This is a genomic window from Bradyrhizobium sp. WYCCWR15520, from assembly GCF_056174665.1.
In genome coordinates this window covers 108,001-122,974 of the sequence record NZ_JBWBWM010000008.1, presented here as the reverse complement: position 1 = coordinate 122,974, position 14,974 = coordinate 108,001, and the positions used below count along the sequence as shown (strand labels likewise).

Here is a 14,974-nt window from a genome sequence, read left to right as displayed (position 1 = left end):
TCTCTCTCCTGTCGTTCCGGAGCATCGCGTAGCGATGAACCCGGAACCTCGAGATTCTCAGGTGCGCAATTGCGCACCATAGTTCGATGCTGACGCATCGCCCCGGAATGACGAGCTAGCTTACAATCCTCACCGGCAGTGTGCGGATGCCGCGGATGAAGTTTGAGTAGAGGCGTTGCGGCGGGCTCATGATTTCAAAACGAAGGTCTCTTGCCAATATTTCCTCCCAGAGAATGCGTATCTGCTGCTCGGCCAAGCGGTCGCCGACGCAGCGGTGGATGCCGGCGCCGAAGGAAAGATGCTGCCGTGGCTTGGCGCGGTCGATGATGAATTCGTCGGCGCGGTCGATCTTGCTCTCGTCGCGATTGCCGGAGATGTACCACATCACCACCTTGTCGCCCCTGGCGATGCGGCGACCGGCGAGTTCGACATCATTGCGCGCAGTGCGGCGCATGTGCAGCACCGGCGTGTGGTAGCGGATGATTTCGGAGACGAGGTTCGGGATCAATTCGCGCCGTGCGCGGACCAGTTCGAACTCTTCAGGGTTTTCCACCAGCGCCATCAACCCACCGCTCATGGAATTGCGCGTGGTATCATTGCCGCCGACGATCAGAAGCGCCATCGTGCCGATGAACTCGCGCGGCTGCAGATGACGCGTCGCCTCGGAATGCGCCAACATCGAGATCAGGTCGAAGGTCGGCGGCGCATTCGCACGCGCATCCCACAATTTTCGGAAGTACTCGCCCATCCTGGCCAGTTCATCGTAACGCTCGGCTTCCGAATGCACCACGGCATCAGGCGAATCGACATTGGCGATTGCGACATCCGACCACCAGGTCAGCTTGATGCGATCTTGCCAGGGAAAATCGAACAGCGTCGCCAGCATCATGTTGGTGAGATCGGTCGAGACCCGCTCGACCCAGTCGAATGTCTCGTTGCGCGGCAGCGCGTCCAGCACGTCGGAAGTACGCTTGCGGATCAGCGGCTCGAAATTGGCGAGGTTGGACGGCGCCACGATCGGCGCGACGGTGCGTCGCTGCGCGGTGTGACCGGGCGGATCCATCCGGATGAAATTGGAGATCTCGCGCCCTTTGGGCTGGTCGGCCACCTGAATACCGCCGAGCTCCGAACTCGACGAATAATTCTCATGATCGAGCTCGACCGCAAAAATGTCATCGTAACGCGTCACCGACCAGTAAGGCCCGTACGCCGACGCCTCGCAATAATGCACGGGATCGTCACGGCGCAGTTGAGCGAACAGCGGACGCCAAATATCGTCCTGATAGAGATGGGGATCGCTGACATCGATCGAGGCCAGCTTACGCAGCGCCTCAGCCATCGTTTCCCTCCCCTCCTGCCATCGCCGCTTGCCGGGCGCTCCATACCCTGACGATAGGGGTAGATGCGGTCGCGAGTAAAGCCGAAGGGCGCAGGCTGGCGGCAAACCTGCAACCCTGCCACGCGTCCATGCGGGGTTTGTCCACGGCTGCGAGAGCGGATAGCCTTGGCGCAAACGATAAACGCGGGAGCGACGCCGATTTCGGATTTCGACGCCATCATCATCGGTGCGGGCATGTCGGGGCTTTACCAGCTCTACCGCTTGCGCGAACGAGGCTTGCATGTGCGGGTGTTCGAGGCGGGCACCGACGTCGGCGGCACCTGGTACTGGAACCGCTATCCCGGCGCGCGCTTCGACTCCGAAAGCTATTCCTACGGCTACTCGTTTTCGAAGGAGCTGCTGGAGGAATGGGAATGGTCGGAGCATTTTGCCGGCCAGCCGGAAACGCTGCGTTATCTCAACTATGTCGCCGACAAGTTCGACCTGCGCCGCGATATCCAGTTTCGCAGCCGGGTGACGGCGGCGGTCTATGATGAGGAAACGCGGACGTGGACGATCACGCTGGAGGATGGCGCTGAGCACAGCACGCGTTTCCTGATCACGGCGATCGGGCCACTGTCCACGCCGACGCTGCCGCGGATCGAGGGCCGCGACGATTTCAAGGGTGCCTGCTTCCACACCGCGCGGTGGCCGAAGCAGCCGGTGGATTTCGCCGGAAAGCGCGTCGCCGTGATCGGCACCGGCGCTACCGGCGTGCAGACCATCCAGACCATTGCCGGACAGGTCGGCCATCTCACCGTGTTCCAGCGCACGCCAAACTGGTGCGCGCCGCTGCACAACGGCGAGATCGACGCCGAGACGCAGGCGAAAATCAAGGCGGGCTATCCCGAGATCTTCGCCCGTTGCAAGGAGACCTTCGCCTGCTTCCTGCATACGCCTGATACACGCGGCGCGTTCGAGGTGTCGGACGAGGAGCGCGAGGCATTTTACGAAAAGCTCTACGGCGAGCGCGGCTTCGGCATCTGGCAGGGCAATTTCAAGGACATATTGGTCGACCGCAAGGCGAATGCCACGATCTCCGATTTCGTCGCGCGCAAGATCCGCCAGCGCGTGAAGAACCAGGCGGTAGCTGAAAAGCTGATCCCGAAAAATCACGGCTTTGGCACCCGCCGGCTGCCGCTCGAAACTTTCTATTACGAGGTCTATAACCAGGACAATGTCGAGCTGGTCGACATCAACGAAACGCCGATCGAGCGGATTACGTCCAAGGGGATCAAGACCAGCGACCGCGAATACGAATTCGACATCATCATCTATGCGACCGGCTTCGACGCCATCACCGGCAGCTTCGACAAGATCGATTTTCGCGGGGTTGGCGGCGCGCGGCTGAGGGACAAGTGGAAACGCGGGCCGGAGACCTATCTCGGCATCATGGTGCATGAGTTTCCGAACATGCTGATGCTGATGGGACCGCACACCGCGCTCGGCAATATCCCGCGCAGCATCGAATACAGCGTCGACTGGGTGACCGGGCTGATCCTGTTCGCGATGGAGAAGGGGCTGACCCGGCTGGAGGCGACGCCCGAGGGCGTGAAATCCTGGACCGATCACGTCAAGACGCTCGGCGAGGGATCGCTGTCCAACGAGGTCAATTCGTGGATGACCGGCATCAATTCCAACGTCGAAGGCAAGCAGACCCGCATCGTCGCCCGCTACAGCGGCAGCGCACCGGCGTATCGCGCAAGGTGCGATGAGGTGGCGGCGAAGGGGTATGAGGAGTTGCGGTTGGGGTAGCAATTTGGCTGACTCGGCGAAGCGCCGCTCCGTCCCCCGTCATTGCGAGCGCAGCGAAGCAATCTATTCTTCCGTTACGCCGCGAGATGGATTGCTTCGCTGCGCTCGCAATGACGTGGATATAGTTTCGCGGTCTCGCGACGCTGATCGCCCGAGGTTTGCATCTCGTTCCCACCCTCCAATCAGAGGGAGCAGGGAAGACCGGGCGCTTGCTGCACCCGAGGTCTCGTGTGCCGTTGCGCATAAAAAAAACGCACACGAGCATACAGGTACAGCGGGGGCATCCCGGCCTTCCCTGCGCAATGGCTTTACGGCTTACTTCGTGCTCTTCCCGGAGAACGGCTCTTTTGCCTCCGTCGCCTGCGCTTCTTATCACAGGCTTAACGCCAGCACCGCGGCGCCCGAACCACACGACTTCGCCGTACACAACAGCCACGCACGTCGGTCATGGCTCTCGTGTCCATCGCATCTCACCGCGCGTTCGTGACGATGGCCAACGTCCCTCATCTTGCCGCGAGACGGGCGGAGTTATGCGACTGATTTGGGTGAGAACGAAAGCAGAATATTTTTGCGCAAAGGGCTGGACAGGTTTTTTGATTTGCCTGTCGGGCAGTCACACACGAGGTCACAGATGTCGGTACCCGTAGGATTGGGCAAAGCGAAGCGTGCCCACCATCGCGAATCGGGTTCGATGGATGGCGGGCACGGCGCTATCGCGCCTTTGCCCACCTACGCGACTTCGCTCTATCCATCCTACGATCTTTGCTGCCTCCACATCGTCATTGCGAGCGAAGCGAAGCAATCCATCCCTCCGCACGCGCGGACGCGTGGATTGCTTCGTCGCTTTGCTCCTCGCAATGACGGGGAGAAACTACCACGCATCGATGCACGGCCGTTTCTTGGTCGTGCGCGCTTCCGGCTTCGGCACCGAGCGCAGGCCCGCTATGATCCACTGCCGGGTGTCGGCGGGATCGATCACCTCGTCGATCTCCAGCACCGAGGCGATCGAGACCGCCTTGCCGTTGGCGTAGAGCTCGGCGACCTTGGACTTGTAGTAGTCCTCGCGCTCGCCCGGGTCTTCGATGGCTTCCATCTCCTTGCGGAAGCCGAGCCGGACATAGCCCTCCAGGCCCATGCCGCCGAACTCGCCGGTCGGCCAGGCCACCGTGAAGAAGGAGGCGTGGAAGCCGCCGCCGATCATGGATTGCGCGCCCAAGCCGTAACCCTTGCGCAGAACGACGCCGAACAGCGGCACGGTCAGGCTGGCGCCCGTCACGAACATGCGCGCGACATGGCGCACGATCGCGGTCTTTTCCGCTTCGGGCCCCACCATGAAGCCCGGCGTGTCGCACAGCGAGACGATCGGGATGTCAAAGGCGTCGCAAAGCTGCATGAAGCGCGCGGCCTTGTCGCCGGCCGGCGCATCGATCGCGCCGCCGAGATGCTTTGGATTGTTGGCGATCAGGCCGAACGGTTTGCCTTCGATGCGGATGAAGGCGGTGATCATGCCGACGCCGAAATCCCGGCGGATCTCCAGGACCGAGCCTTCATCGGCGAGGAGATCGATGACATTGCGGATGTCGTAGACACGCAGGCGGTTTTCCGGGATCGCACGGCGCAACAGACGCTGGTCCGGCGCCTTCCAATCGGCGATCGCTCCCTGGAAGTACGACAGGTACTTTTGCGCGGCGCTCGTCGCTTCCGCCTCGTCCTCGACCAGGATGTCGATGACGCCGTTCGGCGACTGGAACGACACGGGCCCTACTTCAGCCGGGTGATAGACGCCGAGGCCGCCGCCCTCGATCATCGCAGGTCCCCCCATGCCGATCGATGCGTTGTTCGTGGCGATGATGACATCGCAGCAGCCGAGCATCGCGGCGTTGCCGGCGAAGCAGTAGCCGGAGACGACGCCGATCACCGGCACCAATCCCGAGAGTTTTGCGAACTGCACGAAGGATGGGCCGTCGAGACCGGTCATGCCGAGCCGGTCGGTGTCGCCGGGCCGGCCGCCGCCACCCTCGGCATAAAACACCAGAGGTAACCGCCATTGCTCGGCCAGGCTCAGCATGCGGTCGATCTTCTTGTGGTTCATATGTCCCTGCGTTCCGGCGAGCACGGTGTAGTCGTAGGCGATCACCATGCAGCGGGCGGCATCCGCGCCGAATTTTTCGGCGTTCACGGTGGCGACGCCGGAGATCAGGCCGTCGGCCGGTGTGTTGCGGATGAGATCATCGACCGTTCGGCGGCGACGTTGCGCGGCGATGGCGAGCGATCCGTATTCGACAAAGGATCCTTCATCGACGAGATGGGCGACGTTTTCGCGCGCCGTGCGCTGGTCGGTCTTGCGGCGGCGTTCGACCGACGCCGGACGGTTCTCATCCAGCGTGATGGCGCGACGCTCGATCAGTTCGGCCAGATCAGGACGGATGTGATCGAGATCGACGTCCTCATCCTCGGCGATATCATGGGCGTCGAGTTCGGCCGGTTCGAGATAGAGGATCGCCTCGTCCTGCATCAGCGTCATGCCGGAGCCGGCTGCGATCTGCAACACCCGACCGCCATGCGGCGCCGTGACCAGATGCTCCATCTTCATGGATTCGAGCACGGCGATCTGCTGGCCGGGACGAACGAGGTCTCCCTCCTCGACGTCGATCGCGACGATCGTGCCTTGCAGCGGCGCCGGCACCGCGACCGAACCCGCCGGGCCGGTTGCCGACGCCACGACGGCGGCCGCGAGCGTCTCGTCATCGGCGGCGCTGCCGGATTCGACCAGTTCTGTCTCCGCCGTCGTGTTGGCCTCGCCAACCAGGGACGCGACATGCTTGTCGATGAAGCCGGTGCTGAGGCGGTTCTCGGCAAAATCCGGATGCGCCAAAATCGCCGCGAGGAAGGGGATGTTGGTGGCGACGCCGTCGATCCGGAACTCGCGCAGCGTGCGCGTGGCCTTGTGCACGACGTCGGTCCAGTTGCCGCCCGGCGAATGCACGATGACTTTTGCGAGCAGCGAGTCAAAGGCTGTGCTGGTTCGATAGCCTGAGTAACCGAACGTGTCGACGCGAACGCCCGGTCCGGACGGCAGGTCGAATACGGCCAGCGTCCCGCCGGTGGGTTTCGTCCCGCCGGTTTCGTCCATCACCTCCATGTTGACGCGGAGCTGCATCGCAAAGCCGCGCGGCCGCGGGATGTAGCCCTGCGCCAGGCCGAGCGAGCCGAGCGTCGCGCCGGCCGCGACCGCAAGCTGCGACTGCACGAGATCGAGGCCGAGCACCTCCTCGGTCACGGTATGCTCGACCTGCAGCCGCGGATTGGCCTCGATGAAGGCGAACGCCTTGTCGCTTCCCCGGGCGTCGTTGTCGACGAGGAATTCGAAGGTGCCGAGATTGTCGTAGTTGGCGGCAGCCGCGAGATCCTTGGCGGCGTCGATGATGCGCGTGCGCAGGGCATCGTTCAGCGATGGGCTTGGCGCGACCTCGATGAGTTTCTGGTTACGACGCTGGATGGTGCATTCACGCTCCCACAGATGGCTGATCGCGCCGTGGTGGTCGCAGATGATCTGCACCTCGATATGGCGGGCATTGCGGATGAGACGCTCGACATAGACGCCGTCGCTGCCGAAGGCGGCGTTGGCCTCGGACTGGCAGCGCGCATAGGCCTCTTCCAGCCGCTCCACGTCATCGACGATGCGCATGCCGCGGCCGCCGCCGCCGGCGATCGCCTTGATCATGACGGCGCCGCCCGGACCCAACGATTGCAGGAAGGTTTTGGCCTCCTCCAGGCTGGTCGGCCCGCTGGTGCCCTCGATGACGGGAACGCCGCATTGCCTGGCCAGCGCCTTGGCCCGCGCCTTGTCGCCGAACAGGTCGAGCGCATCCGGCAACGGCCCGACGAAGACGATGCTTTCCTCGATGCAGCGCCGGGCGAGCGCGGCATTCTCGCTGAGGAAACCATAGCCCGGGTGCACCGCGTCGCACTCGGTCGCCTTGGCGGCCGCAATCACCGCCTCGATATCGAGATACGCCCGCGCGCCGCGCCCGGGGATTTCGCAGGCCGAGTCGGCGGCGCGGATGTGCAGCGATTGCGCGTCGTCGGCGGAATGGATCGCCACCGTGGCGAGCCCGGCGTCGCCTGCTGCACGCGCGATGCGGATGGCGATCTCGCCGCGGTTGGCGATCAGCAGCTTGTGGAAAGACATGGACGTTCCCGGTGCCCCTCGCGTTCGCGATCCGAATTCTCCGGCGCAAAATCGCTGTCAATTCAGATTCTTGTTGGTGAACATGACAACCTTGCGCGAAATCCGATGCAAGTGGAATTTTGTTCCGCAAAACGGAAATCACTGAAAGTATGCGCGCGCGGGTGTTCGCTCCCGGCTCCAGGGAAATGCTTCGCCTGAAGGCGCGATGGCCTAGCGGCAATCCAGGTGGGTTTCGAACCAGCGCTGCAGCGAGGCCGATAGCTGTGGCCAGGCGCGCTGAAAGCCGGAGAGCTTGCCGGCGCTGGCGCGGTAGATGCCGCGAAGTTCCTGCTCGATGTCAGGAAGATCGACGCCGGTGCAGCGGCCGTCACTGACGATCTTTCGGCCGCCCACCACCACGTCGCGCAGCAGCGAGGCGTTGCCGCGCGCGAACAGGAGATCGATCGGATCGACCGGCATGATGCGGTCGCGGTCGAGCCGGTCGAGATCGAGGGTGACGAAATCGGCCGGTGCGCCTGATAGGAGCGCGCCGGTTCCGGGGGCACCCGTCGCCTTGCGGCCGTTGGCGATCGAGAGCGCCAGGAATTCGGACGCGGTCCAGGTTCGCTCAAAGCCGAGGCCGCCGTGCATCATCTGCACCAGCCGCATTTCGCGCAGCACGTCATCATCCTCGTCCAGCGCCAGCCCGTCGACCCCGACCGCAATGGCGCAGCCGCATCGGTGCGCCGCGGCGATCGGGGCAAGGCCGGAGCCCAGGTGCAAATTGGAGGAGAAATTGGTGACGATGCGCGCGCCTGACGCTGCGATCATCTCGATTTCGTCGGGACCGGCATGAATGCAATGCGCCAGCGTCAGCCGCTCCGACAGCAAGCCGATGTCGCGGAGGTAGCGGACGACGCCACCGGGAAAATGCTGGTCGGCCCAGGCGCGCTGATAGATAGTTTCCAGGAGATGCATGTGAATGCGCCGGCCGGTCAGCGCCGAATTTTCTGCCACCGCCTCCAGCAGCGGCTTTGAGCACCATTGCACGCCGGCCGGGCCGAGTTGCACATCGACCTTGGGCCCGGCGATCTCAGATGCGATGGCGTCCGTCAGTTCAATATAGGCCTTTGGCGCCATCGGCGCGCGGACGAACAGGTCTTCGATCGTCTTGCGATCATCGCCCGCGAGTTCCGAGAGCACCGGCTCGCTATCGCCATACACCACCGGATTCTGGTCGCGGACGGCGAGCGCAAAGGCGATGCGGATGCCGACATCAGACGCTGCCCGCGCGATGGCTTTTGCTTCCTCGACCAGCGGCATCGCCCCGCTCGGCCGGGTGTAATGGATCATCATCGCCGCGCAACCGGCCCGCGCCGAGCGCGCCAATGCCGAGGCCGCAGTCAGGTAGGGATCGACCGGCGTGCCGAGCGCGGAACGGAGGATCCAGCTTTCCAAGGGCATGCCGAGCGCGCCGAAGGACGAGGCGGCCGGGCGGGCATGGTCGTGGGCGTTGACGAAGGCGGGAAGGATGAGAGTGCGCGGACCGATTGTTGGTCGCGCCCCCTCGGAAATGTGGGTGATGAGCCCGTTGTCGTGCCGCAGCACGACGTCATTGAGCAAGCCGCGATCCGGGCCGGAGAACAGGCTGTGTGCCGGAACGTCCATCATCATAGTCGCACTCCGTCATTGCGAGGAGCGAAGCGACGAAGCAATCCATCTATCCCCGTGCAGAGGCATGGATTGCTTCGCGAAGCCTGTCATCGGGCGGCGCTTCGCGCCGACCCGTTGGCTCGCAATGACGAATGGATACACCAAGCGTCAATTCGCTGTATACACCAGCTCCCTTTCCGCGCGCGGCGGCAAAAATTCGCGCGAGAAAATCTCCGACGGCGCAGGCGCGCGGGCGAGCTGGTAGCCTTCGACGATGATGCCGATGGCGCGGGCCATGCGGTCGTCCTTGACGTCGCCGACGCCGATCTCCTTCATCTCGGGCGAGACGATCAGCTTGTCGAAGGAAAACTGCAGGCGCCGCTTCTCGACATCGACGTTGATGAGATTGTCGTAGTTCACGGCCGACTTCATGCCCGCGTTCTGGTCCTTGGCGATCGCGATCATTGCCTTGTTGACGGCGCGGACGAGGCCGGCGACGGCTTTCGGATTGGACGCGAGCAGCTTGCGTGACACCATTAGGCCGTTGGAATAGAGGTCGAGGCCGTAATCGCCGAACGAGAACCATTTGTAGTCCTTGTCCGGATCCTGACGGTTCAGCACCAGGTTGAAATAGCTCGTGATGTTGAACACCAGCGCCGCGTCGATATCGCCCTTGATCAGCATCGGCTCCTGCAGGTTCGGCGCCATGTTGGAGATCTTGATCTTCTCGCCTTCCAGCTTGTTCTTGTTGGCAAACACCGGCAACAGCCGCGTGGTCGGCGTGCCCTGCGCGCCGCCGAGCGTGCGGCCCTCGAAATCCTTGATGGTGTTGATGCCGCTGGTCTTCTTGGTGACGATCGCAAATGGGGGCTGGTTCCAGATCTGGTAGACCATCACAGGCGCTTCTTGCGGCTTGGTCGAGGCGTTCTGGATGATGGCGTTGACATCGCCGAAGCCGGCGTCATAGGCGCCGGACATGATGCGCGTCACTGTCGCGCCGGAGCCCTCGCCCTGGTCGATCACGACGTTGAGGCCTTCCTCTTTGAAGAAGCCGTGGTCCTTGGCATAGAAGAATGCGGCGTCCGACCCCTGCGTCTTCCAGCCCAGAGTGAACTTGATCGTCGTCTCCTGCGCGCTGGCGGTGCCGGCGAACAGGGCAACTCCCAGCAGCGCGGCGGTTACTCTGGCTAACATGGCGATCTCCTCGATAAGGGTTGGATGGCGGTTGACGGAATCCTGGTTCATGTCGTGATCACGTCGTTCTTGCGGGTGGCCCAGCCGGTGACGCGTCCCTCGATCAACGAGAAGATGACGTAGAGCGCGACGCCGAGGCCGGCGAGCACAAACAGGCCGGCAAACACCAGCGGCACGTTGAAATTCGAGGACGCGGTCATCATGACGTTGCCGATGCCGCGGTTCGAGGCGACAGTCTCCGACAGCACCGCGCCGACAAAGGCGTAGGAAACCGCAACCTTCAGGGAAGCAAAGAAGAACGGCATGGTGCGCGGCAGCCCGACGTTCCAGAGAATGTCGAGCTTGCTGGCCCCTAACGCCTTCAGCACGTCTTCCAGTTCGGGTTCGGTGGTGGCGAGGCCCGTCGCGATGTTGACCACGATCGGAAAGAAGCAGATCGAGAGCGCGGTCAAAACCGCCGGCACCGTGCCGGAGCCGAACCACAGCACGAAGATCGGCACGACAGCGACCTTCGGAATCGAGGAGAAGCCGACGAGAAGCGGATAGGCTGTGTCATACGCGGTCTTGGAAACGCCGATGATGGCGCCGAGCAGGACGCCGAGGCCCACGCCAAGCACGAAGCCGATCATCGTCGTCGCCAGCGTCTGCAGGATATGCGGCCACAGGATCGGGAATTTCTCGAACAGCGTGACGAACACCTGCGACGGCCGCGGCAGCACCAGGTCGGACATCCCTGTCATCAGGCAGAACAATTCCCAGGCGACGAAGAACAGGACGATCAGCCCCGCCGACCAGACCTTCTGGCGATAATCGAACTCGGACATCTCAGGCCGTCCCCTTGGTTGCCGCGCCTCTCGCGTCGGCGATGAAGGCGCGCAGCTTCTGGTTCAGCGCGACGAAATCCGGCTCGAAGGTCATCGCCACCGTGCGCGGCCGAACGAAATCGACGCGGCTGTCGTCGAGGATGCGGCCGGGGCGCGCGCTCATCACGCAGATGCGGCTGCCGAGGAACGCCGCCTCGCGCAGATCGTGCGTCACCAGCAGCACGGTCGGCTTGTGGGCGATCCAGAGCTCCTGCAGGATCGACCACAGTTCTTCCCGCGTGAACTGGTCGAGCGCGCCGAAGGGCTCATCCAGCAAGAGCATGCGCGGCTCGTGGATCAGCGCGCGGCAGAGATTGGCGCGCTGGAGCATGCCGCCGGAGAGTTGCCAGGGGTAGCGGTTGCCGAACCCCTTGAGGCCGACCTGCTCAAGAAGCGCGTTGGCCTTGTCGCGGAATTCGGTCTTGCGCAGCTTGCGGAATTGCGAGCGGAACGGCTCGACGATCTTGAGCGGCAGCATGATGTTCCGCTCGATCGACATCCACGGCAGCATGGTCGGGTTCTGGAACGCCATGCCGACGCGCATGGCGCGCGCCGCAACTTCCCGACCGCCGACGATGACCACGCCCGACGACGGTTGCACCAGGCCGCTGACCAGCCGCAGGATGGTCGACTTGCCGCAGCCGGAGGGGCCGACCAGCGCGACGAACTCGCCGTCGGCGATCCGCAAGGTCGTGGTGGACAGCGCCGGCACCGCCCGGGCGCCGCGGCCGAAGGTGACGGAGGTTTCCGATAGTTCGATGGCGATCGGGGCGGCGGCCGCCGAAACGGGTGAGCCGGCGAATTCGGAGTGTGGCTGCATGCGCATCATGGCTGGAAGTGCATGCAAGCCGGATGCCAGCGAAACTCGCCTTTGAAATCAATGGTCCTGCGATCTGCCGCCCAATCCAGCGGATTCCTTTTGTGCAATTCCGCCCTCAAACTGCATGCAATTGAGGCGCACAATTGGTCGGCAATTGTGATAAGAGGCGCCATTCGCAGCACGTCCTCTAAGGATTCGCCGATGGCGCCCCGCCCCGCCAGCAAGACCGCCGAACCGTCCGACAAGGTCGGGCTGATCTGCCGCGCGCTTCGCCGCGCCATCATCGAGCAGGCGCTGGCGCCGGGGGCGAAACTGCCGGAGGATTCCCTAGGAGAGAGGTTCGGCGTCAGCCGCACCATCGCCCGCCACGCGCTGGGCCAATTGGCCGCCGAAGGTCTCGTCGAGCTTCGCCGCAATCGCATTGCGGTGGTGGCGACGCCGAGCTGGCAGGAAGCGCGCGATGCCTTTGATATCCGGATCGAGCTCGAGCGGCTGGTAGTGCGCCAGCTCGCCGGCAAACTCACCAAGGCCCAGATTGCCGAGCTGAACGCCCATGTCGATGCCGAGGACCGCGCCCGCGACGGCGTGGATGCGGTCTCGATTCGCCTCGCGACGGAATTCCACATCCTGCTCGCCAACATGACGAACAGCCCGATCCTGGTGCGCTATGTCAGCGAGGTCGCCTATCGCTGCTGCCTGACGCTATCGCTCTACAGCCGCCCGCATTCGTCGGAATGCGCGATCAACGAGCACCGCGCGATCATTGCTGCGCTGGTCAAGGGGGATGAGGTCAAGGTGATGAGCCTGATGCACAGCCATCTGGATTCGGTCGCCAGCCGCGCGCTGGTGGCCCCTGCCCCACAGCGCGGCCGGGATTTGCTGGATATTCTGGCGCCCTATGCCGAGGAAGGCGAAGGCGAGCGCGTGGTGAAGCTGCCGAAGGTGGTCAGGGCGCGGTAGTTTCCACCGTCATTGCGAGCGAAGTCGAAGCAATCCATCTCTCCACGCGCGCGGAGAGATGGATTGCTTCGTCGCTTCGCTCCTCGCAATGACGAGAAACCCCTACGCCTCGATCCCACGCTGCAGCAGAATTCGCTCGGCACTGTCGTTCCAGACGTCCATCTTCACGATCTGGCCACCCCTGACCACGAAGCGGTCGACATAGCGGTTGCCCTCGAACGGCGTGCCGTCGATCCACTCGCCGTAGAGGGTGCCGATGCTGTAGACGACAGTCTCCTCCGCGCCGGGGCAGACGTCGAAACGGTCCATCTGCTTCTTGACCCAGCGATAGCGTTTTGCGTTGAAGCCGGTCGGCCCGCGCGGATGGTCGAACTCCCGCCCGCCGGTGAAGGTGATGATGGTGCCGGGCTTCATATAGGCCGATGCGGCATCGGGATCCGGGATCATCGACGCCGTAAGATAGGCCTCGACCACCTCGGCATCGGACATTCCCTTGCGTTCGGCTTTGGCGGCGGTGGACATGGCGGGTTCTCCTGATGCCCGCGGATACTACAGTCCAGCCACCAAACTGCATGCACATTTTTTGAACAATTTGACCGTCAAATTGCACACAATCTGGAGCTGCCCGGCCTCCCCGCTTCCGGTAGGTTGAAGCCCTCTCCAGCCTGACGCCCGATGACCGCGAAAACCGCCTTCGATCTGATCTTCCGCAACGCCAAGACCCGGGCCGCAGCGACGCCGGTCGATATCGGCGTTGCCGGCGGGCGCATTGCCGCCATCGGGCCACGGCTAGCCTGCGACACCGCCGAGATCGACGTCGGCGGCAGGTTGGTGCTGCCCGGTTTCGTCGACACCCATATTCACCTGGACAAGGCCTGCCTGCTCGGCCGCTGCGGGCACAACCATGGCAGCGTCGGTGAAGCTATTGCCGCGGTCGCCGCCATGAAGCGCAACTTCACGGTGGAAGACGTCTATGCCCGCGGCGCGCGGGTGATCGAACGCGCCATCGTGCATGGCACGACGCGGATGCGCACCCATGTGGAAATCGATCCACGCATCGGCTTGCGCGGCTTCGAGGCGGTGAAAGCGCTGAAACGCGACTATGCCTGGGCGATCGATCTCTCGATCTGCGTGTTCCCGCAGGAAGGCCTGACCAACGATCCCGGCGCCGAGGAATTGTTGATCGCGGCGCTGCGCGATGGCGGCGAGGCGATCGGCGGCTGTCCCTATATGGACACCGACCCGAACGCGCATCTCGAAAAGGTATTCGACCTGGCGCAGCAGTTCGACATCGATGTCGACCTGCATCTCGATTTCGATCTCGATCCGTCGTGGTGGCATCTCGAAGAAGTCTGCCGGCAGACCGAGCGGCGCAACTATCAGGGCCGCGTCGCGATCGGCCACGCCACCAAATTGTCGGCGCTGCCGCCGGACCGGCTGAAGGCGGCGGCGGCGCGGCTGGCCAAATCCGGCGTCGCGGTGACTGTGCTACCCGCGACCGATCTGTACCTGATGGGCCGTGATGCCGCGCACAATGTGCCGCGCGGACTGACAGTGGCGCACAAGCTGGTCGAGGACGGCGTTGTCTGTTCGGTCGCGACCAACAACGTGCTCAATCCGTTCACGCCGTTCGGCGACGCCTCGCTGCTGCGGATGGCGAACTTTTACGCCAATGTCGCGCATGCCGGGATCAGCGAGTTTGACGCCTGCCTCGATCTCGTCACGGAACTGCCGGCACGGCTGATGAACCTGCGGAACTATGGCATCGCGCCGGGCAACCCGGCGGACCTGATCGTCCTCGATACCGACAGCGGGACCAATGCGATTGCGGAATTGCCCGACGTGCTGATGGGATTCAAGAACGGGCGGCAGGTGTTCGAGCGGCGGAAGGCGACGCTGTTTCGGCCGGAGGCGTAGAAGTCTCCGTCATGCCCGGGCAGAAGCGCGAAGCGCGTCTTCGCACTAGATGTCCGGGCATCCACGTTCTTGTTCGACACAAGCAAGAAAGACGTGGATGGCTGGGTCATAGGCGAGCGGAAGCGACGCCGTCCTTCAGACGGCTGTGCCCGGCCATGACGAAAGTGGAGACCACGCTTCGTGAGTCTCGAACCATGCAGGCCATGCTCTGCCTCATGCGCTGCCCTGCAATTGACACCCCACCGATCCGTTGTTGTTATCGG

10 protein-coding genes are annotated in these 14,974 nt (G+C 63.5%); 3 read left to right on the top strand and 7 right to left on the bottom strand.

Features of this window, described 5'->3' with window-relative positions; all coding sequences use genetic code 11:
• Positions 1 to 115 precede the first annotated feature (115 nt).
• Positions 116 to 1,339, bottom strand: a complete 1,224-nt coding sequence (locus AC0QUY_RS11290) for a cytochrome P450 (RefSeq protein ID WP_475386889.1) — start codon at positions 1,337 to 1,339, stop codon at positions 116 to 118.
• Between the two features lie 165 nt (positions 1,340 to 1,504).
• Here AC0QUY_RS11290 and AC0QUY_RS11285 point away from each other — a divergent pair, with 165 nt between their 5' ends.
• Entirely contained in the window at positions 1,505 to 3,133 is a 1,629-nt protein-coding gene (locus AC0QUY_RS11285) for a flavin-containing monooxygenase (protein WP_475386888.1), read from the top strand.
• 871 nt (positions 3,134 to 4,004) lie between these two features.
• Here the strand turns inward: AC0QUY_RS11285 and AC0QUY_RS11280 are convergent.
• The 5 genes from AC0QUY_RS11280 to AC0QUY_RS11260 form a co-directional block, all read right to left on the bottom strand.
• Entirely contained in the window at positions 4,005 to 7,325 is a 3,321-nt protein-coding gene (locus AC0QUY_RS11280) for a carboxyl transferase domain-containing protein (protein WP_475386887.1), read from the bottom strand.
• A gap of 210 nt (positions 7,326 to 7,535) precedes the next feature.
• Entirely contained in the window at positions 7,536 to 8,978 is a 1,443-nt protein-coding gene (locus AC0QUY_RS11275; RefSeq protein ID WP_475386886.1) for an amidohydrolase family protein, read from the bottom strand.
• Positions 8,979 to 9,125: 147 nt separating this feature from the next.
• Entirely contained in the window at positions 9,126 to 10,151 is a 1,026-nt protein-coding gene (locus AC0QUY_RS11270; protein ID WP_161852731.1) for an ABC transporter substrate-binding protein, read from the bottom strand.
• Between the two features lie 47 nt (positions 10,152 to 10,198).
• Positions 10,199 to 10,975, bottom strand: coding sequence for an ABC transporter permease (locus tag AC0QUY_RS11265; protein ID WP_475386885.1), 777 nt, complete (start codon positions 10,973 to 10,975; stop codon positions 10,199 to 10,201).
• Between the two features lies 1 nt (position 10,976).
• Positions 10,977 to 11,840, bottom strand: coding sequence for an ABC transporter ATP-binding protein (locus AC0QUY_RS11260; RefSeq protein WP_475386968.1), 864 nt, complete (start codon positions 11,838 to 11,840; stop codon positions 10,977 to 10,979).
• 195 nt (positions 11,841 to 12,035) lie between these two features.
• Between AC0QUY_RS11260 and AC0QUY_RS11255 the strand changes: the two genes are divergently transcribed.
• Complete coding sequence (locus tag AC0QUY_RS11255; RefSeq protein ID WP_161852729.1) at positions 12,036 to 12,794, top strand: GntR family transcriptional regulator; 759 nt, start codon at positions 12,036 to 12,038, stop codon at positions 12,792 to 12,794.
• Positions 12,795 to 12,896: 102 nt separating this feature from the next.
• Here the strand turns inward: AC0QUY_RS11255 and AC0QUY_RS11250 are convergent, their stop codons facing one another.
• Positions 12,897 to 13,316 carry a nuclear transport factor 2-like protein gene (locus AC0QUY_RS11250; protein ID WP_161852728.1) on the bottom strand — a complete coding sequence of 140 codons (420 nt, stop codon included), beginning with the start codon at positions 13,314 to 13,316 and terminating at the stop codon, positions 12,897 to 12,899.
• A 153-nt stretch (positions 13,317 to 13,469) separates the two neighbouring features.
• Here AC0QUY_RS11250 and AC0QUY_RS11245 point away from each other — a divergent pair, with 153 nt between their 5' ends.
• Positions 13,470 to 14,711 (top strand): amidohydrolase family protein, encoded by a 1,242-nt coding sequence (locus tag AC0QUY_RS11245; protein WP_161852727.1) that lies wholly within the window; start codon positions 13,470 to 13,472, stop codon positions 14,709 to 14,711.
• The last annotated feature ends 263 nt before the right edge of the window (positions 14,712 to 14,974 follow it).